The 26,148-nt window shown below is 60.1% G+C and carries 21 protein-coding genes; 15 read left to right on the plus strand and 6 right to left on the minus strand.

Annotated elements, in window-relative coordinates; translation table 11 throughout:
- Nucleotides 1-53: 53 nt before the first annotated feature.
- From AS189_RS10585 to AS189_RS10600, 4 genes are all read left to right on the plus strand, one after another.
- Complete coding sequence (locus AS189_RS10585) at nucleotides 54-977, plus strand: helix-hairpin-helix domain-containing protein (protein ID WP_062288486.1); 924 nt, start codon at nucleotides 54-56, stop codon at nucleotides 975-977.
- Nucleotides 974-2,851, plus strand: coding sequence for a ComEC/Rec2 family competence protein (locus AS189_RS10590; protein ID WP_062288489.1), 1,878 nt, complete (start codon nucleotides 974-976; stop codon nucleotides 2,849-2,851). The genes AS189_RS10585 and AS189_RS10590 overlap by 4 nt, the downstream gene beginning before the upstream one ends.
- A 163-nt stretch (nucleotides 2,852-3,014) precedes the next feature.
- Nucleotides 3,015-4,022 carry a DNA polymerase III subunit delta gene (holA, locus tag AS189_RS10595; RefSeq protein WP_062288492.1) on the plus strand — a complete coding sequence of 336 codons (1,008 nt, stop codon included), beginning with the start codon at nucleotides 3,015-3,017 and terminating at the stop codon, nucleotides 4,020-4,022.
- 208 nt (nucleotides 4,023-4,230) lie between these two features.
- Entirely contained in the window at nucleotides 4,231-5,595 is a 1,365-nt protein-coding gene (locus AS189_RS10600; protein ID WP_062288495.1) for a glutamate decarboxylase, read from the plus strand.
- A gap of 118 nt (nucleotides 5,596-5,713) precedes the next feature.
- Here the strand turns inward: AS189_RS10600 and rpsT are convergent, their stop codons facing one another.
- The gene (rpsT, locus tag AS189_RS10605; protein ID WP_062288498.1) at nucleotides 5,714-5,974 is read right to left on the minus strand and encodes a 30S ribosomal protein S20; all 261 of its coding nucleotides are present in this window, start codon (nucleotides 5,972-5,974) and stop codon (nucleotides 5,714-5,716) included.
- Between the two features lie 179 nt (nucleotides 5,975-6,153).
- A complete protein-coding gene (locus tag AS189_RS10610; protein WP_062288501.1) occupies nucleotides 6,154-6,771 on the minus strand; it encodes a type II toxin-antitoxin system PemK/MazF family toxin in 618 nt (205 codons plus the stop codon).
- Nucleotides 6,772-6,947: 176 nt separating this feature from the next.
- Here AS189_RS10610 and lepA point away from each other — a divergent pair, with 176 nt between their 5' ends.
- A complete protein-coding gene (gene lepA / locus AS189_RS10615) occupies nucleotides 6,948-8,804 on the plus strand; it encodes a translation elongation factor 4 (protein WP_193393477.1) in 1,857 nt (618 codons plus the stop codon).
- Entirely contained in the window at nucleotides 8,801-10,030 is a 1,230-nt protein-coding gene (gene hemW, locus AS189_RS10620; RefSeq protein WP_062288504.1) for a radical SAM family heme chaperone HemW, read from the plus strand. Before lepA ends, hemW begins: the two co-directional genes overlap by 4 nt.
- A 97-nt stretch (nucleotides 10,031-10,127) precedes the next feature.
- Here hemW and AS189_RS10625 read toward each other — a convergent pair whose 3' ends face one another.
- Together AS189_RS10625 and AS189_RS10630 are read right to left on the minus strand one after the other, a co-directional pair.
- Nucleotides 10,128-10,538 (minus strand): DUF4870 domain-containing protein, encoded by a 411-nt coding sequence (locus tag AS189_RS10625; protein ID WP_062288505.1) that lies wholly within the window; start codon nucleotides 10,536-10,538, stop codon nucleotides 10,128-10,130.
- Nucleotides 10,539-10,594: 56 nt separating this feature from the next.
- Nucleotides 10,595-11,458, minus strand: a complete 864-nt coding sequence (locus AS189_RS10630; protein ID WP_062288506.1) for a DUF3097 domain-containing protein — start codon at nucleotides 11,456-11,458, stop codon at nucleotides 10,595-10,597.
- Nucleotides 11,459-11,737: 279 nt separating this feature from the next.
- Between AS189_RS10630 and hrcA the strand changes: the two genes are divergently transcribed.
- The 3 genes from hrcA to AS189_RS10645 are packed head-to-tail and all read left to right on the plus strand — an operon-like array spanning nucleotide 11,738 to nucleotide 14,737.
- Complete coding sequence (gene hrcA, locus AS189_RS10635; protein ID WP_062288507.1) at nucleotides 11,738-12,751, plus strand: heat-inducible transcriptional repressor HrcA; 1,014 nt, start codon at nucleotides 11,738-11,740, stop codon at nucleotides 12,749-12,751.
- Nucleotides 12,752-12,784: 33 nt separating this feature from the next.
- Nucleotides 12,785-13,924: a molecular chaperone DnaJ gene (gene dnaJ, locus AS189_RS10640; protein WP_062288509.1), complete on the plus strand. Its 1,140-nt coding sequence runs from the start codon at nucleotides 12,785-12,787 to the stop codon at nucleotides 13,922-13,924.
- Between the two features lie 6 nt (nucleotides 13,925-13,930).
- Nucleotides 13,931-14,737 (plus strand): 16S rRNA (uracil(1498)-N(3))-methyltransferase, encoded by an 807-nt coding sequence (locus AS189_RS10645; RefSeq protein ID WP_062288512.1) that lies wholly within the window; start codon nucleotides 13,931-13,933, stop codon nucleotides 14,735-14,737.
- Nucleotides 14,738-14,875: 138 nt separating this feature from the next.
- Here AS189_RS10645 and AS189_RS10650 read toward each other — a convergent pair whose 3' ends face one another.
- Nucleotides 14,876-15,874, minus strand: coding sequence for a GerMN domain-containing protein (locus AS189_RS10650; RefSeq protein ID WP_062288515.1), 999 nt, complete (start codon nucleotides 15,872-15,874; stop codon nucleotides 14,876-14,878).
- Between the two features lie 378 nt (nucleotides 15,875-16,252).
- Here AS189_RS10650 and AS189_RS10655 point away from each other — a divergent pair, with 378 nt between their 5' ends.
- From AS189_RS10655 to AS189_RS10675, 5 genes are all read left to right on the plus strand, one after another.
- Nucleotides 16,253-17,326, plus strand: a complete 1,074-nt coding sequence (locus AS189_RS10655) for a PhoH family protein (protein WP_062288518.1) — start codon at nucleotides 16,253-16,255, stop codon at nucleotides 17,324-17,326.
- Entirely contained in the window at nucleotides 17,323-17,796 is a 474-nt protein-coding gene (gene ybeY / locus AS189_RS10660) for an rRNA maturation RNase YbeY (RefSeq protein WP_062288521.1), read from the plus strand. The genes AS189_RS10655 and ybeY overlap by 4 nt, the downstream gene beginning before the upstream one ends.
- On the plus strand, nucleotides 17,793-19,151 hold the full coding sequence (locus tag AS189_RS10665) for a hemolysin family protein (protein WP_062288524.1): 1,359 nt from the start codon (nucleotides 17,793-17,795) through the stop codon (nucleotides 19,149-19,151). The genes ybeY and AS189_RS10665 overlap by 4 nt, the downstream gene beginning before the upstream one ends.
- The gene (era, locus tag AS189_RS10670) at nucleotides 19,144-20,109 is read left to right on the plus strand and encodes a GTPase Era (protein WP_062288528.1); all 966 of its coding nucleotides are present in this window, start codon (nucleotides 19,144-19,146) and stop codon (nucleotides 20,107-20,109) included. The genes AS189_RS10665 and era overlap by 8 nt, the downstream gene beginning before the upstream one ends.
- Nucleotides 20,110-20,273: 164 nt before the next feature.
- Entirely contained in the window at nucleotides 20,274-21,854 is a 1,581-nt protein-coding gene (locus tag AS189_RS10675) for an LCP family protein (RefSeq protein WP_082634224.1), read from the plus strand.
- 169 nt (nucleotides 21,855-22,023) lie between these two features.
- Here the strand turns inward: AS189_RS10675 and AS189_RS10680 are convergent, their stop codons facing one another.
- Nucleotides 22,024-23,988: a M13 family metallopeptidase gene (locus tag AS189_RS10680; protein ID WP_062288531.1), complete on the minus strand. Its 1,965-nt coding sequence runs from the start codon at nucleotides 23,986-23,988 to the stop codon at nucleotides 22,024-22,026.
- Between the two features lie 309 nt (nucleotides 23,989-24,297).
- Here AS189_RS10680 and leuA point away from each other — a divergent pair, with 309 nt between their 5' ends.
- On the plus strand, nucleotides 24,298-26,043 hold the full coding sequence (leuA, locus tag AS189_RS10685) for a 2-isopropylmalate synthase (protein WP_062288534.1): 1,746 nt from the start codon (nucleotides 24,298-24,300) through the stop codon (nucleotides 26,041-26,043).
- Nucleotides 26,044-26,148 lie beyond the last annotated feature (105 nt).

Here is a 26,148-nt window from a genome sequence, read left to right on the forward strand (position 1 = left end):
CAGAAGGCCCTAACGGCCGTGCTTGCGGGTGCTATGAGGCCTACGGTTGGGCCATGAAAGAGCGCAATGCAGCAAATCAGCGGTGGGAATCCTTAGGTGGAAGCGCCCGCAGTGGCGGTGGTGCTGATAGCCCCGGAAGGTTCGACGGCGGCCCAGGTGGTGCGCAGAGCGTTGTCGCCAGTGCTGCCCGCCCTAGCGCTGCCGGCCGCCGTGGCCCAGCCAGCTGGCTGGGGCCCCGATGGGTTGTTCCGGTGCGGTCCTTGGTGGTGGTCCTAGCTATGGTGGCTGCCGCATTGGGTGTCTTATGGATTGAATCGGCGGGAGTCCAGAATGCGTCGGCGCAACTTGCCATCGAAACAGGCGGCAAGGTGGCAGTTCCGCCACTGGAGGCCTCCGCTGGAACCCAACCGTCTGGCCACGGTAGCCCCGATCCGCCGGAGATGTCCTCACCAGGAGCGCCTACTCCGCCAGCCAATGGGGCTTTGCCATCCAGCGCCACAGTAACTCAGGGAGTGCTTGTGGTGCACGTGGCAGGAGCGGTCAAGAACCCGGGAGTGTACAGAGTAGGACCGGGCAGCCGAGTCTTTGACGCTGTGAACGCGGCGGGGGGAGCCTTGCCCGCGGCGGAATTGGCCGCCTTGAATCTGGCGGCCCCCTTGGCCGACGGTCTGCAGGTGTTTGTGCCCACCAAGGAAGAGGCCGCAAAGATGGTGCCGCATCCCGGTGCCGTGTTAGCGCCGGATTCCGTGCCCGGATCAGCGGCGAATTCTCACCCTGGGAACGGGCTGCTCAATCTCAACACCGCATCGGCAGCAGAGCTGGACGCGCTTCCGGGGGTGGGCCCGGTATTGGCCGAACGGATCGTTACCTGGCGCACCGATCACGGGCCCTTTGCTTCGGTGGACGCCCTGGATGCAGTGTCCGGAATTGGGGCGAAAATGATGGCGAGTCTCCGTGATCTGGTAACAGTGTCATGAGAGTCCGGGAACCGCGCTGGGCTCGTTTCGCCAGAGCAGCCGTGGGTGAGGTAGAGCCCGCGGCGCCCAAACCACTTCACCTGCGCTTGCGGCTACACCTTGCGGATTTGCGCCGACGGATTGCCGAGGCGCAAGTCGGCCAAGCAGAGGTCGCTGTGCATCGCAGGCCTGACGCCCGGCTTCTGCCAGCAGTGGTTGGGACCTGGGCCGCAGCAGCCGTAGCCGTGGTCTTGCCGGGGGAGATGCTTGTTGGCTGTGCGGTGTTGCTCGTTGCAGTTTTGTTGGCAGGATTCTCGGTGGTCAGGATACGGCGCAGCTTTGGGCTGCGAGCTGGCCAGCAATCTCCCGGTGGATGGACAGGCCGTAACCGCCCCGGCAGGTGCAGAGTCAGCCGTTGTGGCAGTGCGTCCGCTCTGCTGCTGGCAGCTGCTCCCACGCTAGTGCTCACCACGGTCTGCATTGTGGCGGTGCTGGCATCGGTGGCCCTGCGCTCGTGGAGTACTGCGGAGTCGCCTCTTGAGCAGGCCATGGCGCGGGGCCAGGACATGGTGCTCACCTTGAGCCTGAAGAACTCACCCCGGCCACTGGGCATGGAAAACGGTCCGCAGCGGGTGGCCTTCGATGCGGTGGTGCTCACGGCCAGCGCCAAGGGGCAGCTCATGGCTGGCAGACTGCCCGTCCGGGTTGTGGCGTCCATGGCGTGGGCGAGCCTGCAAGCAGGCGACAGGGCTGTCACCGCAGGCATCATTGTCCCTGCCGGTGAGCGCGATTCAGTTGCCGGACTTCTTCGGCCGTCCACTGTTCCGCAGGCCGTGAAAGCCGCCGAGGGAGGTTCGCAAGCGGCGGTCGCAGCCATTCGCACGTCCTGGATCTCCGCCGTCCATGAAGTGTGGGACAAAGGCTCCAGCGACACAGCCGGGCTCCTGCCCGGGATGGTTATGGGTGACCGTGCCGGCATGGACAAAAGTCTTGATGGGGCCATGAAAACTGTTGGTCTCACACATTTAACTGCCGTCAGTGGCGCGAACTGTACGCTGGTTTTGGCATCGCTCATGCTGGGGCTGCGGTCGCTGCGCGTGCCGCGTGGCATTGCCTTTGCCGCCTCGGGTGCAGGGCTGCTGGGATTTGTTATGGTGGTTGGCCCGGACCCCAGCGTCTTGCGAGCTGCTGTCATGGGGATCATTGGCGCCATGGCCGTGTTGGGTGGCCGCCCCAAACGAGTGGGGGCTCTCCTGTCACTTTCCGTCGTGGTGCTGTTGCTCGGTGATCCCTGGCTCGCCTCAGATTACGCCTTCATTCTCTCGGTTCTGGCCACGTTGGGGCTGCACTTGGTGGGCCAACGTTGCGTACAGTGGCTGGCTGTCATGCTGCCGCTGTGGCTCGCACAGGCAATTGCCATTCCCCTCGCTGCTCAGCTGTTCTGCGCCCCTGTCATTGTGCTGCTGCAAGCCAGACTGACGCCCTACACCATTCCGGCCAATATGTTGGCGGCCCCAGTCGTGGCTCTCGTGACCACTGTGGGCACACTCGGCATGGTGGTGGCCGCTGTGATCCCGCCGCTGGCTGCGGTGTGTGCGGCAATCAGCGGGGCAGGTGCCTGGTGGGTGGCGGCGGTGGCTCGCACCATGTCGACGCTGCCAGCTGCGAGTCTGCCCTGGCCTTCCGGGGTGCAGGGGGTGGTGCTGATGTCGCTGTTGAATGCCGCGCTGCTCGCGGCTCTGTTTGTCATGGTGGAGCGGCAACGCGCCATGACCGTGGCGCTAAAATTGCGTTCGTTGTTACCGGCCGGTTGGCGAGATCACTGGTTTATGATCGCGGTGGTTCTGGCTGCCGGAACAACAGCATGGTGGAGCGCGGCGGTACTGCAACTATGAAGAGGGGACGCCAGGGCCGGCGGGCTGCAGTGACGCTCAAACGCTCTGAGGCGAATCCTGCCGTGCAGCGGCATGTGAGTTGGGCGCCGCCGCACCGCTTGGGAATCACAGCGGTCAGTGGCACAGTAGATGGTGTGAATAATGCATGGACAGGAAGCCTTCAGTGAGCCCCGCACCCAGAACTTCCCAGCGGCCTTCCGGAGGCTCCGATTGGCGGGATGTTCCCTTGGCTCCCGTGGTGCTGCTCTTTGGTCCTGAGGACTTCATCGCCAGCCGAGCCACCGACGATGTTCGCCGGAAGTTGCGGGCACAGGACCCGGCTATTGAACTTACCTCTATCGACGCTGCCCAGTACACGGCAGGGCAGTTGGGGATGGTGGCGAGCCCGTCCCTCTTTAGCGAACCTAAGCTCATTGAAGCCACGGCCTTGGCGACCATGAATGACGATTTCCTGCAGGATGTGCTGGCCTACATCAAGGACCCTGCCCCGGATGTCACACTGCTGTTGGTGCACAGCGGTGGTACCCGCGGGAAGAAGCTCCTGGACGCCTTGAAGGCGCTCGGTGCTCCTCGCATTGAATGCTTGCCGTTGAAGAAAGATGCGGAGAAGTCACAATTTGTCAGCGCAGAGTTCTCACTGAACAAGCGCAGAATCGATGCGCAGGCCGTCCGGGCCCTGGTCGCAGCCGTTGGCGCTAGCCTTTCGGAATTGGCGGCAGCCTGTTCGCAGCTGATCGCTGACACCACTGGCATGGTCAGCACCGACGACGTCGACAAGTACTACGGTGGTCGTGTGGAAGCCACAGCCTTCCGCGTGGCGGATGCTGCCCTCGCCGGCAACGCCCCCGTGGCACTGTCCACTCTCAGACATGCCCTCGCCACAGGTGTTGACCCGGTGCCTCTGGTGGGAGCGCTGGCCATGAAGGTTCGGCAGGTCGCCAAGGTATTTTCGCTCCGTGGCAGTTCCGCCCAGCTCGCCGGGCAGCTCGGGATGAGCCCTTGGCAGGTTGATTCGGCACGCCGCGATGCCGGACATTGGAGTGGACCGGCGCTGGTGACTGCCATCAAGGTGCTGGCCGAAGCCGACGCGCAGGTTAAGGGTGAGGCGAAGGATCCGGTGTACGCGGTGGAACGCGCCGTGATTGTGATTGCCACGGCAGCTAGGCGCTAAACCACTAACCCGTAGGAGGAAATCCGTGGTACCCAGCACTGGGGAGGGCACGGCTTGGCCGTGGAGTCGCTGAAGTGGAGGCGGGTCTTGTGGAGCGCGTGTCCGCTCTGACACACTGACCTAAAGGACCATTCAACCCGTTTCCTGCCAATGGCAGTCGGAACTTGGCGGCGTGGTGGGTGAAGCTTCAACCTAGGAACGGGACTCAATGATTGACAATGAATTGACGCCCGTTTTTGACCGTGGACCACGCGCCACTGCTGCCGTGCGTAACCGGCTGGGGGTCGGCTCCTTGTTGCCTGAGACTGCTTATCAACTGGTGCACGACGAAGCGCTCCTAGACGGAAATCCACGGCTCAACCTTGCCACCTTCGTGACAACATGGATGGACGATCACGCGAATCGGCTCTATGCCGAGACGTTCGATAGGAACATGATCGACAAAGATGAGTACCCCTCCACTGCGGCGGTCGAGGACCACTGCTGGAAGATCCTTGCCGGGCTCTGGAATGCTCCAGATGTGACTTCGGCGATCGGTACCTCAACAACGGGATCCAGCGAAGCCTGCATGTTGGGTGGGCTTGCCTTCAAACGGCGTTGGCAGCACCAGCGCCGTGCCGCTGGAAAAAGCACCCAGAAACCTAACTTAGTGATGTCCAGCGCCGTACAGGTCTGCTGGGAGAAATTCTGCAATTATTGGGACGTTGAGATGCGTCTGGTCCCCATTAGCGAAGAACACCGCGTGCTTGACGGGCATGACCTCGAGAATTACATCGATGAGAACACCATCGGGGTTGTCGCCATTATGGGAGTGACTTACACCGGCATGTACGAACCGGTGCGCGAGATCGCAGCAAAACTCGACGAGATTGAACAAACCACCGGCTTGGATATTCCGATTCACGTGGATGGGGCTTCGGGGGCCATGATCGCACCCTTCCTGCAACCCGATCTAGAATGGGATTTCCGGTTGGGGCGGGTGCACTCGATTTCGACGTCGGGCCATAAATACGGCGGGGTATACCCCGGTCTGGGTTGGGTGGTCTGGCGGGATGAGAAGTGGTTGCCGGAAGATCTCATCATGCGGGTGAGCTATTTGGGCGGAGACATGCCCACCTTTGCGCTTAACTTCTCACGGCCTGGGGCCCAAGTGTTGTTGCAGTACTACATGTTCTTGCGGTTGGGTGTGGATGGCTACACCGAGATGCAGCAAGGATCCCAAGATGTTGCAGTGATGCTCTCGCGCTCGATTGCTGCACTGGGGCCGTTCGAGTTGTGGAATGACGGCACCGACATCCCCGTCTTTGCCTGGTCGCTGAAAACCGGCTACACCGCTAACTGGGATCTCTATCATCTTGCAGACCGGCTCCGCACCCAGGGCTGGATTGTCCCTGCCTACCCGATGCCCGACGGTTTGGCGTCACTGACGGTGCAACGCATTGTGGTGCGTAGCGATCTTTCACTGGATATGGCTGCCAAGTTCCTGATCGACTTCAAAACCGAGGTGGCTTACCTCAGCTCAATTACCACTGTCATGCCCCCGGCGCCAGGCCATCCAGGATTCTTGCACTGACACCGGGGCCAATGAGTACTTGGCCCGCAAGCCCACGCCAGGGCCAATTAAACAATGAAGGACCCTCGCCATAATGGCGAGGGTCCTTCATTTGAGTTGCGAAGCGGGTCAGCTTAGCTTAGAGGGCGTTAACCTTCGCAGCGAGACCTGACTTGCGGTTGGCAGCGTTGTTGGCGTGCAAGACGCCCTTGCTGACAGCCTTGTCCAGCTTGCGGCCGGCATTCACCAGTGCGGCTACTGCTGCATCCTTGTCGCCTGCGATTACTGCCACGTTTACTGCACGGACAGCAGTCTTGACGCCTGAACGAACGGCGAGGTTGCGCTGACGCGACTTCTCGTTGGTCAGGATGCGCTTCTTCTGAGACTTGATATTAGCCACGATGTATAACTCTCTTTTGATACGTAAATTCGGTCGTAGAGGGCGTAGCTTGGCCGTCGACAGCGGCGTGGGGATGCTCGAATTATGGTGAACGTCGGGCCAAGCTGTTGCATCCGCCGACCTGCACGGATACACACAGTCAAAAGTTTATCAGATCAGCGGCGCGGCCCTGGTTCGGACTACTTCCAGCCGTGTCGCCGTTGTAGGCCGGTGGCCACGGCGCCGAAACGCTTCTTATCGAGAACAGCTCCTTCACGGCGCAGGTCCGCGGCGGAGACCTGCAGAACCCGGTCCAGTTTCACTTCACTGTCACGGCCTTGTTTGTCCCAGGAGCCCGTGCCAATGTCGATGTAGTCGTTGTCGCCGCGATGATCATCGCTGTGATCTTTGCTGGTCATCATCAGTGCCAGCAGATATTTCCCTGTTTTGCCCACAATGAGCACGGGGCGGTCCTTGCCTTGGCTGTGGTCTTCCTCATACGGCACCAACGTCCACACAATTTCGCCAGGGTCCGCCGCGCCGTCGGGCTTGGGGGAATACGCCACAGTCGCCGTGCCGCGGAAGTCTCCCGGATAGGGTGCGCTGAGCCCGCTGGTGGGGGTACCCGACGTCGGACGGTTTGTGGAGCGGGACGCTGGCCTGCCGCTGGAGGAAGCCGAGGGTTTGGACCCAGAGGGTTTGTTGCCGGGCCTGGTTTTGGGTGCGTTATTCCTTGGCTGGGAGGTTTTCCCAGGGCTGAAGAGTGCGCCCGCCAGAGACCGGAGGAACTTGAAAATGTGCTCGGAAGTCGATGCCATGGTTTCTAGGGTAACGAATAGGAGGGTGCTTATATGTGGTGCGTTCTCTCGTGGCGCGGTAAACGTGGGAGACTTGATGGCAATGAGTGTCCGCCCGTGCAACGCGCGGTCACAACCCTGCACGGTTCGGCGCATCAGCCGCAATCCCTGCGTTCATGCAACAGTAAGGAACCCTAGTGTCACCCATGGCCCGCACTGCCCCGGTGCCCGCCCAGACCGATCCGGCGATCATCAGGAACTTCTGCATCATCGCCCACATCGACCACGGCAAGTCCACCCTGGCCGATAGGATGCTCCAGCTCACCGGAGTGGTTCAGCAGCGTGACATGAAGGCACAGTACCTTGACCGCATGGACATTGAGCGCGAACGCGGCATCACCATCAAGTCCCAGGCTGTTCGTATCCCATGGGAAGTTGATGGCACGGCATACTGCCTGAACATGATCGACACCCCGGGCCACGTTGACTTCACGTATGAAGTTTCCCGTTCCCTGGCCGCCTGTGAAGGTGCCATCCTGCTGGTTGACGCCGCTCAGGGCATTGAAGCGCAGACCCTGGCGAACTTGTACCTCGCCATGGAAAACAACTTGACCATCATCCCGGTGTTGAACAAGATTGATCTCCCGGCCGCGCAGCCCGAGAAGTATGCTGCCGAGCTCGCTAACCTCATCGGCGGCAAGCCCGAAGATGTGCTGATGGTTTCCGGTAAGACCGGTGCGGGCGTTGAAGAGCTGTTGGATCAGATTGTCCGTGATCTGCCGGCTCCCAAGGGTGACCCCAACGCCCCGGCCCGCGCCATGATCTTTGACTCCGTCTATGACACGTACCGCGGCGTGGTCACCTACGTCCGAGTTATTGACGGCAGCCTGAGCCCGCGCGAAAAAATTCAGATGATGTCCACCCGCGCTACCCACGAGCTGCTGGAAATTGGTGTCAGCTCCCCGGAGCCCAAGCCCTCCTCCGGCCTGGGCGTTGGCGAGGTGGGTTACCTCATCACGGGTGTGAAGGACGTTCGACTGTCCAAGGTGGGCGATACCGTCACCACCTTCAACAAGCCGGCCACCGAGGCATTGGCCGGTTACCACGACGCCAAGCCCATGGTCTTCTCCGGCCTGTACCCGATGGACGGCACCGATTACCCGGTGCTCCGTGATGCGCTCGAGAAGCTCATGCTCAACGACGCTGCACTCATTTACGAACCCGAGACCTCCGCAGCCTTGGGCTTCGGCTTCCGTGTTGGCTTCTTGGGTCTGCTGCACCTGGAAATCACCCGTGAACGTCTGGAACGCGAACACAACCTGGACTTGATCTCCACAGCTCCCAACGTGGAGTACGAGGTCACTTTGGAAGACAAAAAGGTTGTGCACGTTACCAACCCCAGTGAATACCCCTCGGGCAAGATTGCCGAAGTACGCGAGCCCATGGTTGCGGCAACCATCCTGGCTCCCACCGAGTTTGTTGGCGCCATCATGGAGCTATGCCAGACCCGCCGAGGAATCCTTGGCGGCATGGACTACCTTTCCGAGGATCGCGTCGAGATCCGCTACCGCCTGCCGCTGGCTGAGATTGTTTTCGACTTCTTTGACATCTTGAAGTCCAAGACTCGGGGCTACGGTTCCCTTGATTGGAAGGCCGACGGCGATCAGGTCGCCGATCTGGTCAAGGTCGACATCCTGCTTCAGGGTGAGCAAGTGGACGCATTCTCCGCCATCACCCACCGCGAGAAGGCTTACGCCTACGGTGTCATGATGACCGGCAAGCTCCGTGAACTCATCCCGCGCCAGCAGTTTGAGGTGCCGATTCAGGCGGCTATTGGTGCACGCATCATTGCCCGTGAAAGCATCCGTGCCATCCGCAAGGACGTTTTGGCCAAGTGCTACGGTGGCGATATTTCGCGTAAGCGCAAGCTGCTCGAAAAGCAGAAGGAAGGGAAGAAGCGCATGAAGATGGTGGGCCGTGTAGAAGTCCCGCAGGAAGCCTTCATCGCCGCCCTGACCACCAGCGAATCGCCCAAGGACAAAGCAAAGAAGTGACACCATCTGCGCTGCCCCTCGGGGACCCGGCTCCGGCCGACGGCGTCCTGCCCGCGCAGGCCGCCGTCGGTGCCTCCGGCCGTAAATTCAGCTTGTATGCGCACATTCCTTTTTGTGCTGTGCGCTGCGGTTACTGCGATTTCAACACCTACACGGCCACTGAGCTCGGGGGAGGGGCGTCCCAGGATGCCTACGCCGGCACTGCTGTTCGCGAGGTGGAATTTGCCGCCAAGGCCATGGTGGCTTCGGGCCTGCCCGCCAGAAAGCTGAGCACAGTCTTCTTTGGTGGCGGCACCCCAACGCTCCTACCTGCCAGCGATCTCACCCGCATTCTGGGTGCCGCCATCGAGCAGTGGGGCATTGAAGACGGCGCCGAGGTGACCACCGAGGCCAACCCGGATTCAGTAACTCGCGAGTCCCTGCAGGAGCTGTTCGACGGCGGATTCACTCGCGTGTCCTTCGGCATGCAATCGGCCGTGCCGCACGTGCTCAAGGTCCTGGACCGCACCCACAACCCGGAGAAGGTCCCGCAAGCTGTTGCCTGGGCGCGCGAGGTTGGCTTGCGGGTCAGCGTCGACTTGATCTACGGCACGCCGGGGGAGAGCTTCGCAGACTGGGAAACCTCGGTGCGCACCGCGCTGAGCTATGAGCCGGACCATATCTCCGCCTACTCCCTGATTGTGGAGGAGGGCACCAAGCTAGCCGCTCAAATCCGCCGCGGCCAGGTTCCTAATATTGACGACGACGATCATGCCGCCAAATACGAACTGGCCGATCGGCTCTTCCAAGAGGCCGGCTTGTCTTGGTATGAAGTCAGCAACTGGTCCCGCACACCGCAGGACGCGTGTCAGCATAACCTGGCTTACTGGCGCGGGGATGACTGGTGGGGGATTGGGCCAGGCTCACACTCACATATGGGTGGCGTGCGCTGGTGGAACGTCAAACACCCAACGGCCTACGCGAACCGTCTGGACAACGGCGAATCGCCGGCGGCGGGACGCGAAACTCTGGACGCTGATACCCGAGAGCTTGAACGCATCATGCTGGTCTCACGGCTGAAAGAAGGGCTGGTTATTGAGACGCTGTCTCCGGCCGCCCGGAAAGCTATTGCCGGACTCATCGCCGGGGAACTCGTGGACCCCGGACAGGCCTTTGCCGGTACCTTGGTGCTCACGCTCAAGGGCCGGCTTCTGGGCGATGCCGTAACCCGCGCGCTCTTGGATTAGTTGGACTAACCTTCTGGGGCATGCAGGGGGAAAATACGAAGGGGCTAGTTCGTCGTGAACTAGCCCCTTCGGCGTTAAAAAACCAAAAACGTAGGTGTTATTTGATCAGCCGCGGATTCATCGGGTACCGGTATGGCTGGCCATTGTTGACTCGTACGGCGCCAATGATGGCGAAGACCGTCAGGAAAGCCCAGATCAGCAGTGCCAACAGGGAAAAGGGTGTGCCGGATCCGGGGTTGATCATCTGCAGGACGATAGCCACGATGTTCAAGAGGACCGCCACTAAGGTGGGGATCAGGGTGAAGTTCAGGGCTTCTTTGGATTCCTGTGCCGTAAAACGGCCGCGTGGCGCCATGAACTTGTAAATCAACAGCGACGGAATGCAACCCAAAATGCCGCCGCAATGGGACATGAAGGCCCACTGCTTGTCTTCTGAAGGGGTGAGGGGCACCACGGGAACAACGTTGCCCTGGTTGTTTTGGTTTTTCTGGTTGGCCGGGTGGCTCACAGTTACAGGCCTTTCAACATGCGAAGCTACGGGCGTGAAAGATCATGGCCCTTAGTCTAGGATACGGGTGCTGTCAGGAAATCAATGACTTCCTCGACACGGCCTAGCAGTGAAGGCTCTAAGTCGGAGTAGGAATTCACGCGTGAAAGCAACCTCTGCCAGCCCAATCCAATGTCCTCTGCAGTGGTGTGCGGCCAGCCGAAGGCCCTCAAGATTCCCACCTTCCATTCCACTGTTCGCGGGATAACCGGCCATGCCGGTATGCCTAAAGTGGCAGGTTTGATGGCTTGCCAAACATCAACATAGGGATGGCCCACCACTAACACATTCGCCCGCACGCCAGGGTTTTTCATGAGATTCGTCACAATGCGTGTTTCTTTGGAGCCAGGCACTAAATGGTCCACCAGAATGCCCAAGCGGCGGTTAGGGCCGGGGCTGAAATTGGACACGGCCGCGGCAAGATCGTCAATTCCTCGCAGGGGCTCCACCACGATTCCCTCCACCCGCAAATCGTCTCCCCAGACCTTCTCGACGAGCTCGGCGTCGTGCTTGCCCTCCACCCAGATCCGGCTGGCCTTAGCAACCTTGGCGCGGTCCCCGGTGACCTTGACGGAACCAGAAGCGGTGCGCAAAATCTGCTTGGGCGCGGCAGTCGTGGGTGCGATGAGTTCAATGGGTTCGCCTTCCAGTAGGAAGCCGAAGCCGAGCGGAAAGGCGCGGATCTTCTCTCTCCTGTCGGCGAGTTCCACAATGTGCATCCCACCGGACTTCTCCAAGCGCACCACGGCTCCAACCCAGCCTGTCTGGACATCCTCCACCACGAGGCCTGAGCGGGCCTCTATTTTTCGCAGCACACGTTCCGGAGGGGCGCTGAGATCTTGGGGACCCCACTGATGGTGGGATACGTCATTGAAATGCATAGAGGAACCTGACTCTTGACGCTCAAAGAAACGCTCATGGCGAACGCTACTGGGTGAAAAGCCATGCTATCGCGTGCTGTGCCTACCCCCGTGGCAGCGGCAGTTGAGGGCCATGGCGGGCGCGTGCGGCTTGTGGATCAGCCAGGGGGAGGCAGCATGAAAAGGTATTAGACTTAGCACTTGGTTGGGTAGAGTGCTAAAAGTTAGTTATCGAGTGCCGCTAGGCATGCCCTACGAAGAAACTTTGTACGGTGAAAAGGCTGAAAGGAGGTGCCGGGCATGAGTGAGCCACGGAAATTGGAAGTCCTACGGGCCATTGTTGAAGATTATGTGCATTCACGTGAACCTGTGGGCTCAAAAGCTTTGGTCGAACGGCACCACCTGGGCGTTTCCAGCGCCACCATCCGCAATGACATGGCCGCGTTGGAAGAAGAGGGGCTCATCACCGCCCCGCACACCAGCTCGGGCCGTATCCCCACGGATGCCGGATACCGGCTCTTCGTGGATCAGATTGCCTCCGTCAAACCGTTATCGGCTGCTGAACGGCGAGCCATTTCGGTATTGCTGGATGGGCCTACCGATCTTGATGACGTTTTGGAACGCACCGTACGGACGCTGGCACACCTGACCAATCAGGTAGCTGTCGTCCAGTACCCGCGCACCACCGCGGCAACTGTTCGGCACATTGAGTTTGTTTCACTGGCGGCCCATCAGGTTCTGGTGGTGCTGATCCTTGCCTCTGGCAAAGTGGAGCAAAACGTCATTGACCTAGGCGCCGGCGTCGATGACGAGGTACTTGCCGGACTGCGGAAGATTTTCATGGCCGGGCTCAATGGGCTGACAGTGGCCCAGCTGCCCGCAGCTGTGGCAAAGATTCCCCTGGATGTTCCAGTAGTGGAGCAAGGCGCTGCCACACGGCTGGCCCAAGGGCTCGCGCTGTTGGCGCGCAACGTTCGTGGGGACCGCATTGTCATGGCGGGCACGGCTAATTTAGCCCGGTCCAATAATGACTTCCCGCTGAGTATTGGCCCTGTGCTGGATGCCCTGGAGGAACAGGTGGTGCTGCTGCGTCTACTGGAGGCAATGGCCCAGGATTCGTTGGGGATGGCCGTAGTGATCGGCCGCGAGAACCCTCACGATTCCTTAGCTGAGGCCTCTGTGGTGGCCACCAGTTATGTGCCGGGCGAAAACGCCAAGCTCGGTGTGGTGGGCCCCACCAGAATGGATTACCCCAACACCATGGCCAGCGTTCGCGCCGTGGCCCAGTACTTGTCGAGAATTTTGGCCAGCTAAGCGGCCACCGAGTCAACAAAAGAGAGCAACACTTTGAGCAACCATTACGATGCATTGGGCGTAGCCCGCGACGCAACCGCCGAGGAAATTAAGAAGTCCTACCGCAAGCTTGCCCGCAAGTTCCACCCGGATGTTAACGACGCCCCTGATGCCCAGGACCGTTTCAAGGCTGTCACACACGCCTATGAAGTACTCTCGGACCCGCAGAAGCGCCGCATTTATGACACCACCGGCAATGAGAATGGCAACGATGTTGGCGGCGGTGGAGGCGGCTTTGGTGGCGACGGCTTCGCCTTCCAGGACATCTTCGAGACCTTCTTCGGTGGTTCCGGTGGAGGAGGCGGGGGTCGCGGCCCCGCGTCACGCATGCGCCGCGGTCAGGACGCGCTCATCACTGTCCGCGTGGAACTGCGCGAAGCAGTTTTCGGAGTCAATAAGAAGCTGGAAATCGACACGGCCGTCACCTGCCCCACGTGTGAAGGCAGCTGCTGCCGAAAAGGCACCTCACCCACCACGTGCGATGTTTGCCACGGCGCCGGCCAGATCCAGCGCCCCATGCGCTCCATCCTGGGCAACGTCATGACCTTGGCAACGTGCAACTCCTGTCAGGGTTTCGGCACCATGATCATCGATCCGTGCAACGAATGCATGGGCGAAGGCCGTGTCCGTAACCGCCGCACGCTGACCATCAAGGTTCCGGCCGGCGTGGGCACCGGCACCCGGATTCAGCTGGCCAACCAGGGCGAGGCCGGCCCTGCCGGCGGCCCCGCGGGCGATCTGTACGTGGAGATGAAGGTCAACAACGATCCCAACTTCATGCGCGAAGGTGATGACCTGCACGCCACACTGAGCGTCCCCATGACGGCAGCGGCGTTGGGCACCGAGCTGAATTTCGAAACCTTCGACGGCGAGCAGCCCATCAGCATCAAGCCCGGCACCCAGGCCGGTGAAGTCATCAACCTACGCAGCTTGGGCGTGACCCACTTGCGCGGCTTTGGCCGAGGCGATTTGAAGGTGCACATCCATGTTGAGACGCCCACTAAGCCCGACGCCGAACAGGAAGCACTCCTGAAGCAGCTCGCTGCTCTGCGTGGGGAAACGTTCACCGAAGGCAAGTTGGTCTCCAGCGGCGGCATGTTCGCCAAGCTGCGGGATAAGCTGGGCAACCTCTAAACGCCCATGAGCAATCCAGTCTTCTACGCCGATCCTTCCGAGCTTGCCGGGCTCATCCCCGGCTCGAGCTTCACCTTGGGCGGTGCCGAGGGCCGGCATGCCACAACCGTCAAGCGCCTGGCCACAGGTGAGCCGGTTGACATGTGCGACGGCGCCGGGCTGCGTTTGTCCTGCACCGTCAGTAGCGCCGAAAAGGGGCTGTTGACGGTGCAGGTGGAGCGGATTGAGCGTGAATCCGCCCCGTCGCTGACCTTCACCTTGATTCAGGCACTAGCCAAGGGTGATCGGGATGAGTTGGCCATTGAAATGGCCACGGAACTTGGTATCGACGCGGTGGTGCCGTGGCAGGCCGAACGTTCCATCGTGCGCTGGAAGATGGACAAGGCCGTCAAAGGCCCGGAGAAGTGGCGTCAGGTAGTAGCTGCGGCCGCCAAGCAGGCGCGGCGTTCAACCATCCCGAGCGTCGGCTCCCTGGTGGGAACGGTCGGCGTCTGTGAGGCGATTTCAGCCTCCGGGCTCGCCTTGATTTTGCACGAAGACGCCACGGACTCTGTGGCGGCCGTGGCCCGCCAATGGCAGGATGCTCTCGAGGCTGCCGGTGCCCCGGCAACCGGTCCCCAAACTGTTCTCATGATCGTAGGCCCCGAAGGCGGCATGAGTAGTGCAGAAGTTGCGGCCTTCACGGCTGCCGGCGCACGGACCGCGCTTCTGGGCCACCATGTCCTGCGCTCATCGACCGCCGGACCGGCCGCCGTCGTACTTCTAAGTCAGGAACTTGGCCGCTGGTCCCCACGCCCTCCCACGGCTCGCTAGCTCGCCGCGGGCCCCTCGGGTGTGTGGGCCCACCACGCCGCTGACGGCTCGCTTGCTCGCCGCGGGCCCCTCGGGTGTGTGGGCCCACCACGCCGCTGACGGCTCGCTTGCTCGCCGCGGGCCCCTCGGGTGTGTGGGCTAAGGGTTGGCTATCGTGACCATTTTGCTGTCGATACCAATTTTTCGGCCCGGCAGCATGGGGTCGTTGACGAAGATCGAGAGTTCGTAACTACCGGGCGGCGGAACCAGGTTGAAGGTGAATTCGCCCAGCTCATCGGGGCCCGCGGGAATGTTCACGGTGCCGCTGAGGTAGTCTCCGGACACTTTGCCATCATTTACCAAGGACAACGACCATGCCAGTGTCCCGGTGGGGGAGACACCTTGCCCAGTCACCTTGAGGGGGACTTTTTTGTACGTGGAGCCATGGGCGGGATCGATGATCCAGATCGGTGCCACAAAGTCAGGGTTGCGGGTGAGTGGCTTATCCAGAGAAACTTCGCCGAAAGCCTTGTAGCCGGTGTGTCCATCAACCAACACGGAGACCTGGATGGGTGTGGTGGTGTCAACGAGTCCGGCCATCGCTGCAGCCGCGGTGGCCGTGTACACCAACTGCGACATTGACCGTTGGGCCAGGCCAGCATCCACTTTTTGGCCAAAGGCATCGGCAGAGACGTCAACCGTGATGACGTTCTTGGCTGAAATCGAAGCACCCAGCCGAGATGGACTGTTCCACAGGGTGAAATAGTCGGGGTCCAAGGGCTTCTCGCTCATCATGGTGCGCAATGCCGCGACAATGGGCTCATCGGCGTTGGTGGAGGAACGGAACTCCCTGTAGAGAAACACCTCATCGTTGCTGTGCCCGAGCCAGTAGACCGGCAGGGTTTCAGCGGACGTTGCTGTTTCAAGTGGAGCGCTGGTCACCATACCGGCTGCTGAGGAAGACATGGTGGCCGGCATCGAAGCATCATGGTTCTCACCATTGCCCGAGGTGCAGCCACCCAACAGTAACGTCACCGACAGTGCTGCAATCGCGATCTTGTCAACGGTCCGATACCTCTGCGCTATCCGCTGTGCTTTGACATCACGGATGGCGCAGGCGCCGTTCCGTGGTGTTGGCGCAGGGGGCAAGGAACGCATAGGGAGCTATCTCACTATTTCTGTTGACAAAGATGGTTATAGGCAGCAATTCACGAGGCGAATTGGGCTGTTCCAAGCATCCCCACAAGGCCGTGAACACTATCTAGCTTGGCACAGGAGAATGTCCGGATGCGCTGGAATTGGCCTGTTGGCGAGAACTGAAACCGTATCGAAACACTTCTGGCAGGTAGCTTGCAGACTCGGTGAACAGTGTGTATCGGAGTTGCTCACCGGGGGCTTGGGCCCTATGGGGGAAAAGTTAGGGGCACTGTGACGGGGCAGTGCATTAGAATTGACTACACGTAGAAAGAGCTACATAACCGGAGCTAAAAGCCGGTACACCCAAGGAGAGATTTCAGGCCTCGATAGGCCGGACTTATGGCAGAGACAACAGCACACCACGGCGGTCAATCCTCTGATGAGGGGGCCGGAGGGCGTTTCCCGCACTCCGTAGACGGCACACGCACCGAACTGGTCCATTTCCGCTCCACCGAGCAGATGGTTGCCACACTCGGCACCGAAGATGAAGGGCTGCGGATAGTTGAGAACCTGTACCCCGGAATTTCTTTTCTGGCCCGTGGCAACGTACTGACCATTACCGGACCCACCTCTGTGGTGCCGCGCATCATGCACCTGATGGAAGAAGCCCGTGGCATGGTGGCCCGCGATAGCGCCATGACGGCCGGGGTGTGGGAACAGTTGGTTGCCATGCTCAAGTCTCGGCCTGAAGTGTCCGTGGTGGACATCCTGACCCATGACATCCTCTCCAGCAGGGGCCGCACCATTAGGCCCAAGACGGCGAATCAAAAGGACTACGTTGATGCCATTGACCGCAACACCGTGGTGTTTGGCATTGGCCCTGCTGGTACCGGAAAAACGTATCTGGCCATGGCCAAGGCCGTCCAGGCCCTTCAGCACAAGGAAGTTAGCCGGATCATTCTGACCCGCCCTGCTGTTGAAGCTGGCGAAAGGTTGGGCTTCCTGCCCGGAACCCTGAGCGATAAAATCGATCCTTATCTGCGCCCACTCTATGACGCGCTGCACGACATGATGGATCCCGAAACCATCCCGCGACTCATGGCGGCTGGAACCATTGAAGTGGCTCCGCTGGCCTATATGCGAGGACGCACACTCAATGATGCGTTCATCATTTTGGATGAAGCTCAAAACACCACCCCCGAGCAGATGAAAATGTTCCTGACTCGGTTGGGCTTCGGCTCCAAGATTGTCGTCACCGGCGATATCACCCAAGTTGACCTGCCCTCTGGAACCAAATCAGGGCTGCGCGTGGTCAGGGACATTCTTCGAGACGTTGATGACATCAACTTCTCCATACTGGACGCCACCGATGTGGTGCGCCACCGCCTGGTGGGTGCCATTGTCAGCGCCTACAACAGCTGGGATGATGCCCATCCCAGCCCCACAAAACCGAAGGACAGCACTTCACGATGAGCATCGAAATCAACAATGAGTCGGGCGTTCCGGCGCCCCAGGAGGAGCTCGTCAAGCTCATCAGGCACATCCTCAACGCCATGCATCTGCACCCGCAAACCGAAGTTTCGGTAATTCTGGCGGACCTGGAAACTATGGAAAAACTCCATATCGAGTGGATGGATGAGCCGGGCCCCACCGACGTACTCTCTTTCCCCATGGACGAGCTCCGTCCGGGCACGGCCGCCGATCCCACGCCCACCGGATTGCTGGGCGACATTGTCTTGTGCCCCGTAGTAGCCCAAGAGCAGGCTGTGGCCGCAGGCCACTCCATGGATGAGGAACTGCTGCTGCTGACCACGCATGGCATGTTGCACCTCATGGGCTACGACCACCGTGAACCGGATGAAAAAGAGGAGATGTTTGGCCTTCAGCGTGAACTGCTGTCCAGCTTCCTAGGTAAGGAAGCGCCCCAGGAGACTACTCGGTGACGCTTGTTTTCTTACCGGTTATGGGGGTTCTCTTCACGGCCATCGCCGCCTACTTGACGGCCATTGAATCAGCGCTGGGATTCTTCCCGCGCCACGATGCTGAAATTATTGCCACGCACCGCCGGGGCGTTTCCATGGAAAAAGTCCTAGCGGATCCGCTGGCACACATTAACGCCTTGAAGTTTTGGCGCGTGTGGTCTGAGATGGCCGCCGCCGTGGCCGTGGCGATCTTCTTTGTTCGTTTGCTCGAGAACGAATGGATTGCCGGACTCATTGCCACCGTCATCATGGCCTTTCTTGGCTTCATGATCGTGGGTGTTTCACCTCGCCGCCTAGGCCGGCTCCATGCCGGTGCATTAGTGGGTCAGACCTCCTGGCTGGTGCACGTATTGCGCCGGGTTCTAGGACCCATCCCGGAATGGCTGAACCGGCTCGGTACGGCTCTGTCGAAGGATGCCCCGGCCGCCGATGAGGGGTTCGTCAGCGAAGAGGAATTCCGTGAATTCGTCGACAGGGCCAGCGAATCGGACATGATCGAGGATAACGAAGCCGAACTCATTCACAGTGTGATCGACATGGGTGAAACCATGGTCCGCGCCGTTATGGTTCCGCGCACCGATATTCAGAGCATCGAACAAGACACCCCCTTGGAAGAAGCGTTGGAGACATTTCTCTCCTCCGGCTTTTCCCGCATTCCGGTGATCGGTGACAGTACCGATCACATTCTGGGCATCTTGTACTTGAAAGATTTGGTGGCAAGTCTCTATCGCAACAGCGGAGTCCAAGGCCAGCCCACAGTCGAGCAGCTCTCGCGCAGTGTCAGGTACGTTCCCGAGTCCAAGCCGGTGGATGTGCTGCTGAAAGAACTGCAGGTGGAATCCACCCATGTGGCCATTGTTGTGGATGAATATGGCGGAACCGCTGGCCTGGTCACGCTCGAGGACCTCATTGAGGAAATTGTCGGTGACATTGCTGACGAGTACGATTCAGTGTCCCTTGATGTGCAAACACTTGCTGAAGGACAATTCCGGATTCGGGCCAGAATGGCTGTCGATGAACTGGGCGAGCTCTTTGGCAAGGACATGGACGACGACGAGGTAGACACGGTGGGCGGCCTTCTGGCCAAGCACCTGGGTAGGATCCCCATGGTGGGGGACATTGTTGAAGTGTCCGGGTTGATCTTGCAAGCAGAACGCAAAGAACCCCAACGGAACCGCATCAGCCATGTCATTGCCAGTCGCAGTGTTGCCAGCAGGCGCCCTGAGACGGACACTTTCAGTACACAACAAATACAAGGTATTGCGCCTCGCGATGGGGCGTCCAATGATCAAAATAATAGGAGCCACCATGAGTAAGTCGAATAAGAAACTGGCTATGCCTGCTCCCAAGGACGACGGCTTCCGGGCTGGCTTTGCCGTCTTGGCTGGCCGTCCCAACGCCGGCAAGTCGACCTTGACTAACGCATTGGTGGGCCAAAAGGTTGCCATCACTTCCGCGAAGCCGCAAACCACCCGCCACACCATTCGTGGCCTGGTCCACAGGGACAGCTACCAGCTGGTTCTAGTTGACACCCCGGGTCTGCACCGCCCGCGCACCCTGTTGGGCAAGCGCCTGAACGATCTGGTGGCGGACACCCTTGCCGAGGTTGACGTCATTGGCTTCTGCTTGCCCGCCAACGAAAAAATCGGCCCCGGTGACCGGTTCATTGCCCAGCAGCTGTCACAGGTGGGTAAAAAGCCTGTCATCGCCATCGTCACCAAGACTGACACCGTGGACCGCCAAGCTGTCACCGACCAGCTCATTGCCGTTGACCGGCTGGGACGGGAGATCTTCGGCGAGAGCGGATTTGCCGCCGTCGTGCCTGTTTCCGCTGTGGAAGACTTCCAAGTCGAGACTCTGGCTGGCGTCATTGCCAGCTTTATGCCCGTCTCGCCTGCCCTGTACCCGGATGGTCACTTGACCGACGAGCCCGAGGCCGTCATGGTCGCGGAGCTGATCCGCGAGGCCGCCCTAGAAGGTGTCCGTGACGAGCTGCCGCACTCACTGGCCGTGGTGGTTGAGGAGATTCTGCCTCGTGAAGGGCGTCCCGAGGACAACCCGCTGCTGGATGTGCGTGTAAACCTGTACGTTGAGCGACCCTCTCAGAAGGCCATCATCATTGGCAAGGGCGGGGCACGCCTGCGTGATGTTGGCACCACAGCCCGAAAGGGCATCGAAGCGCTGCTAGGGACCAAAATCTACCTGGACCTTCATGTCAAGGTAGCCAAGGATTGGCAGCGCGACCCCAAGCAGCTTGTGAAGCTCGGTTTCTAAACAGCTGCGGGACTAGAAAAAAGTCGTCGGGCGAGCGGCGGTCTCTATGGCCGCCGCCCAACTTCTTGGTGTTCATTTTTGGGCGAACGTGTGGCTTTGGGGATGTTCCCAGCCTTCGCCGCTAAACTCATCAGAGTTTTATATCCATACTGAAAGGTTTATTCATGGGGCGACGCCGTGCCGAAACGGGGGCAGCTGAGGCTGCCGGCACCCCAAAAAGTGAACCGGAGACTGGAACCGAGCCGGCAGGTAGGCATTTCAAGCCCCGCCGCCAAGCACCGTTGTGGTTGCGCATTACCGCATTGTCACTGTGCGCGGTTTTGGTCCTCGGGGTGGGCACGGCTGGGCTGTTGTTCTACAGGCTGCAGAGCAACGTCACCACTGCGCCGTTGGACGCTCGCGTACCGAACGGCAACTCGGGCTCGTCCATTGAAGACACCGGCTCGCTGCAAATCCTGATTCTGGGCACCGATACTCGCGAAGGCAAGAACAGTCAGTACGGCACCGAGGCGGACTCGGCCGGAGCCGGACAGTCAGATGTCATGCTGCTCATGGATATCTCCCCGGACAACAGCAGGGTTTCGGTCACGAGTTTCCCTCGCGACTTGATGGTCCCCATCCCCGATTGCGTCTCCGCCACGGACAAAAAGACTGTCCCGGGGAGCCCCAGTGGACAGCTCAACGGGGCCTTGCAGGCCGGTCCCGGCTGCACCGTGGCTGCCATCAATGACGTCACCGGGCTGACCATTGACCACTTCATGCTGGCCGACTTCACCGCAGTCAAGGAGCTTTCCAAGGCTCTGGGCGGGGTTGAGGTATGCGTTGACCATGCCATGTTCGACGACGGCGGATCCTTCCTTCGTCTGCCCAAGGGCAAAAGCCTCGTGGAAGGCGAACAGGCCCTGGCCTTCCTGCGAACTCGACACGCCTTTGGTGATTCCGGTGACCTAGACCGGATCAAGGCTCAGCAACAGTTCCTCGGCTCTATGGTCCGCAAGGTCAAGAGCGAAGACACCCTGACTAATTTGCCCAAGCTCTACAACTTGGCTGACGTCATCACGAAGAACCTCACCATTGACCAGGACCTGGCGAGTATTCCCTCCATGGTGAAGATTGCCACTCGGCTGGCCAAGATCGACCTCGCCAAGGTCTCCTTTGTCACGGTTCCTACCGAGCCCTATGCGGCCGATAACAACAGGGTCCAGCTCAAACAGCCTCAGGCCAGCCAGTTCTTCGCTGCACTGCGCAAGGACACGGACTTGACGGGTGGTCCGAAGCCCACAACGGCGGCGCCTAAACCCTCTGGCACGTCCAGTGCCCCTGCGAGTACGGCGCCTACCACTGCAGCCCCGAGCGCGGTGCCGTATGACAAGTCAGTTCAACCCATCAGCGTGGTCAATGCCACTGGCATTGTTGGCCGCTCAGTTGAGCTCGTGCAGGAATTGGCCGCGAAGGGCTTCCTGAGCGCATGGCAGGCTGGCGATGTCCCGGTGGCGAACGAGACCCAGTTGCTGTATGGCGCAGATATGGCCGATGTTGCAGCAGACCTTGCCACGTTGTTCAAGCTTCCGGCCAGCGCCGTGAAGTCTGATCCCACGGTGACAGGCGTGAGTTTGGTAGTGGGCGCAGATTGGGTCTCCGGCAAGGAGTTTGGCACGATCGTAGTCCCGCCGGACATAGTCGCCAGCACCGCCGAACAAAGCTCCGGGTGTTTGGTAGTCAATCCGCTGTACTACACCAACTAGTGACGAACTAGCTTGAATTGCCAGCAGGTGGTAGCCACTTGCTGGAGCTGTCGTGAATCACAGGGAAAGGGCGCCGGGATGAAGGAAATCCTTCATCCCGGCGCCCTCGTTTTCCCTGAGTCGCCCCGGGTGACCCCGTGGCTCCGGGTGGGCCGCTACGGCTCTGGTGTTACCAGATGCTCACGCGCTCTTCCGGGGCAAGCCATAGCTGGTCCCCGTCTGCGGTGCCGAAGGCCTCGTGGAACGCGTCCAGATTGCTGACCACAGCATTGCAGCGCAGTTCCGCGGGGGAGTGCGGATCAACGGTGAGGCGACGTACGGCTTCCTCATGACGGATCTTGGTACGCCAGCATTCGGCCCACGAGTAGAAGAAACGCGTGGCACCGCTCAGTCCATCAATGACGGGGGCGCTGCTGCCGTTGAGGCTTAGCTGGTAGGCCTTGTATCCGATGGCCAAACCACCTAGATCGCCAATGTTCTCGCCCAGAGTGAGCTCGCCGTTGACGAACTCTTCCGGGGCTGCCTCAGGGGATAAAGCGTTGTACTGCTTCACCAATTTTCCCGTGAGGTTCTCAAACGCGGCACGGTCATCGTCGGTCCACCAATTCCGCAGGGCTCCGGAACCGTCAAACTGGGAACCCTGATCATCGAATCCGTGGCCAATCTCATGGCCAATGACGGCGCCGATTCCGCCGTAGTTGGCGGCGTCGTCGGCCTCGGCATCGAAGAATGGCGGCTGCAAGATAGCGGCCGGGAAGACCACCTCATTCATGGCGGGGTTGTAGTAGGCATTGACCGTCTGTGGGGTCATAAGCCACTCTTCACGGTCAATGGGGGCCCCGATCTTTGCCAGCTGGCGTGCCAGCTCGAAGGCGTTGCTGCGCTCAATGTTTCCCAGCAAGTCACCTTCCACAATGTCCAAGCTTGAATAGTCGCGCCACGTGGAAGGGTACCCAATTTTCGGGGTGAAGGCGGCTAGTTTCTCAAGCGCCTTCTCCTTAGTTGCATTGCTCATCCAGGCAAGGTCGGCGATGCTGATGCGGTAGGCCTCAATGAGGTTGGCCACCAAGGCTTCCATGTGTGCCTTGTGTGACTCCGGGAAGTGCTTTGCCACATACAGTTGGCCCACGGCCTCGCCCAGCACGCCTTCCACAAGTGCGACGGCGCGCTTCCAGCGGTCCCGGATGGCGGGGGTGCCGCTGAGGGTAGTGCCGTAGAAGGCGAAGTTGGTGTCGACGAATTCCTTGGACAGGTAACCGGCCAGGCTGGAGATGGTGCGCATGACCAGCCATGCCTGCCAGTCAGCAATGCGGTCTTCCACCAGTAGCGCCTGCTGGCCGCTGAAGAACTCAGGAGTGGCAACAACCATTTCGCTGCTCTGCTCGGCCGTGACGCCGAGCTCATCCAGCCATGTGGCCAGTGCAGGCAACAGGGTGAGGACTTCCTGGCGCGTCATCAGGTTGTATGTTTTTTGCGGATCCCGCAGGGATACCTTGTCCAAATGTGTGGCGGCGATCTGCGTCTCTAGGGCCATGATGCGTGGCGCCTTTGCCGCGGCGTCTGGCACTGCCGCCAACTCCAACATGGACTGAATATGGCTCACATAGGATGTGCGGATTGCCGCAAACTTTTCATCCCGGTAGTAGGACTCATCCGGTAGTCCCAGGCCAGCCTGAAAAAGGTGCAGCAGCGCGCGGTCAGGATTGCCGGCGTCATTATTAACATAGGCGCCAAACAAGGTGCTGCCACCGGTACGATCAAGCGCACCCATCAGTTGGACCAAGGCATCGATCGTGGTGGCCTCCGCAATGGCACGGAGCCTGTCAACGAGCGGCGCGGCCCCGGCAGCGTTAATGGCAGCCTCATCCATGAAGTCCGAATATAGGGCGCCGATCTTGGCGGATAAGACGGGATTTTCGGCGTCGGGGTTACTTGCCTCGGTCGCAGCGTGTTCAATGATGGCCTTGACGGCATTTTCAGAGTCGTCACGCAAGGTAATGAATGAGCCGGTGACTGCGCGGTCATCAGGAATCACCTCCGCGTCCAGCCAAGCGCCATTGACGTGGCGAAACAGGTCATCCTGGGGCCTTGTGCTCGGGTCAATATTACTGAGATTGATTCCGGTGTGAGTCAAGTGGATCGTTTCCCCTTCGTGGGTTTGCGGCCTTCAAAAACATTTGTGTTCTTGCAGTCTTGCGGAATTGCTGTCTTGCTGGCTAAGTGGTGATGGGTGGTGCCAGAGCCCACAACGTGAGATCGTTCACCATCATCCTACGTGCCGTGTTAGGGTGAAATTGTGCGCACTGGAATGCTTCTTCTTAGCTGCCGCGGCGAGGCCTCGAACCCGTTGATGTGATCAATGTGGGCAATGGCCACCCTCGCTGCGGTGTTTGTGTTGCCCGGCCGGCCTCCCTCTCGTTGAACAACATTAAGGTCACCCACAATGCGAAATGCGCAAAAAACCTCTGGAATGCCCGTACACCGCTACATCCCGTTCCAAGACCAGATTTCCGTCAGCCTGCCCGACCGCACCTGGCCGGATAAGACCATCACGAAGGCCCCGCGCTGGTGCGCCGTGGACCTGCGGGATGGCAATCAGGCGCTCATCGATCCCATGAGCCCGGGCCGCAAGCTGAAGATGTTTGCGCTGCTGGTCAAGATGGGCTTCAAGGAAATTGAGGTCGGGTTCCCCTCCGCCTCACAGACCGACTTTGATTTTGTTCGCCAACTGATCGAGGGCGGCCACATCCCAGACGATGTCACCATCCAGGTCCTGACGCAGGCCCGCGAACACTTGATCGAGCGAACCTACGAGTCACTGCAGGGTGCCAAGCAGGCCATCGTGCACCTGTACAACTCCACCTCGGTGCTGCAGCGCCGCGTGGTGTTCAACCAGGACGAAGATGGCATCTTGGACATTGCACTGCAGGGTGCCCGCCTGTGCAAGAAGTATGAAGAGACGTTGGTGGATACCCACATCACCTACGAATACTCTCCCGAGTCCTTCACCGGAACAGAGCCGGAATATGCGCTGCGCGTGTGCAACGCCATCGCCGATATTTTCGAAGCGTCTGCCGACAATCAGGTCATCATGAACCTGCCGGCCACCGTTGAAATGGCAACTCCCAACGTCTATGCGGATTCCATCGAGTGGATGAGCCGCAACTTGCACCCGCGTGAAGGGATCATTCTTTCCTTGCACCCGCACAACGATCGCGGAACAGGTGTCGCTGCTGCTGAACTGGGCTACCTGGCCGGTGCTGACCGCATTGAGGGCTGCCTGTTTGGTAACGGCGAACGCACCGGCAACGTTGACCTGGTAACGCTGGGACTTAACATGTTCACTCAGGGCATCGACCCCATGCTTGACTTCTCCGACATCGACGAAATCCGCCGCACGGTGGAGTACTGCAACCAGCTGCCCGTTCCGGAACGCTCACCTTACGGTGGCGACCTCGTGTTCACAGCCTTCTCCGGCTCACACCAGGACGCCATTAAGAAGGGCTTCGACGCCATGGCTGCCGACGCCGAAGCGGCTGGCACCACTGTGGAGAACCACACCTGGGCCGTGCCGTATCTGCCCGTCGACCCGAAGGACCTGGGGCGCAGCTACGAGGCTGTTATCCGCGTGAACTCCCAGTCGGGCAAGGGTGGTGTGGCCTACCTGCTCAAGAACGAGCACAGTCTGGACCTGCCCCGCCGTGCCCAAATCGAGTTCTCCGGCGTCATTCAGCAGCGCACCGACACGGTGGGTGGTGAAGTGAGTGCCGCTGAACTGTGGACCATCTTCAAGGACGAATACCTGCCGGCTGAGGGCAATGACGAGCAGTGGGGCCGCTACCGTATCGGTTCGTTCACCACGTCAACGGATGATGAGGGCGAAATGACCCTCACGGCCAAGGTCAGCATTGAAGGTGCCGTCCACACCCGCACGGGCACCGGCAACGGCCCCATCGCGGCCCTGTTGGCCATCTTGGCCGAGGACGGCGTGGACGTTCGTGTTCTGGATTACTCCGAGCATGCTCTCTCCGAGGGTGGCGACGCACGCGCCGCAGCCTTCGTTGAGTGCGCAGTCGGCGAGCGTGTGCTGTGGGGCGTCGGCATTGATGCCAACACCTCCACGTCCTCGCTCAAGGCCGTTATCTCAGCTGTGAACCGGGCCATCCGGGACGTCAAGAACGCCTTCTAAGGTCTAGCCTCTTACCCAGCCGTAGCTCACACCCCGGTATTTGCCATGACATTGGCCAGTACCGGGGTGTTGTGTTTCCCGGCGCGGTTCGGCCGCCCGCGCCGG

The organism is Arthrobacter alpinus (genome assembly GCF_001445575.1).
Taxonomy (GTDB): domain Bacteria; phylum Actinomycetota; class Actinomycetes; order Actinomycetales; family Micrococcaceae; genus Specibacter; species Specibacter alpinus_C.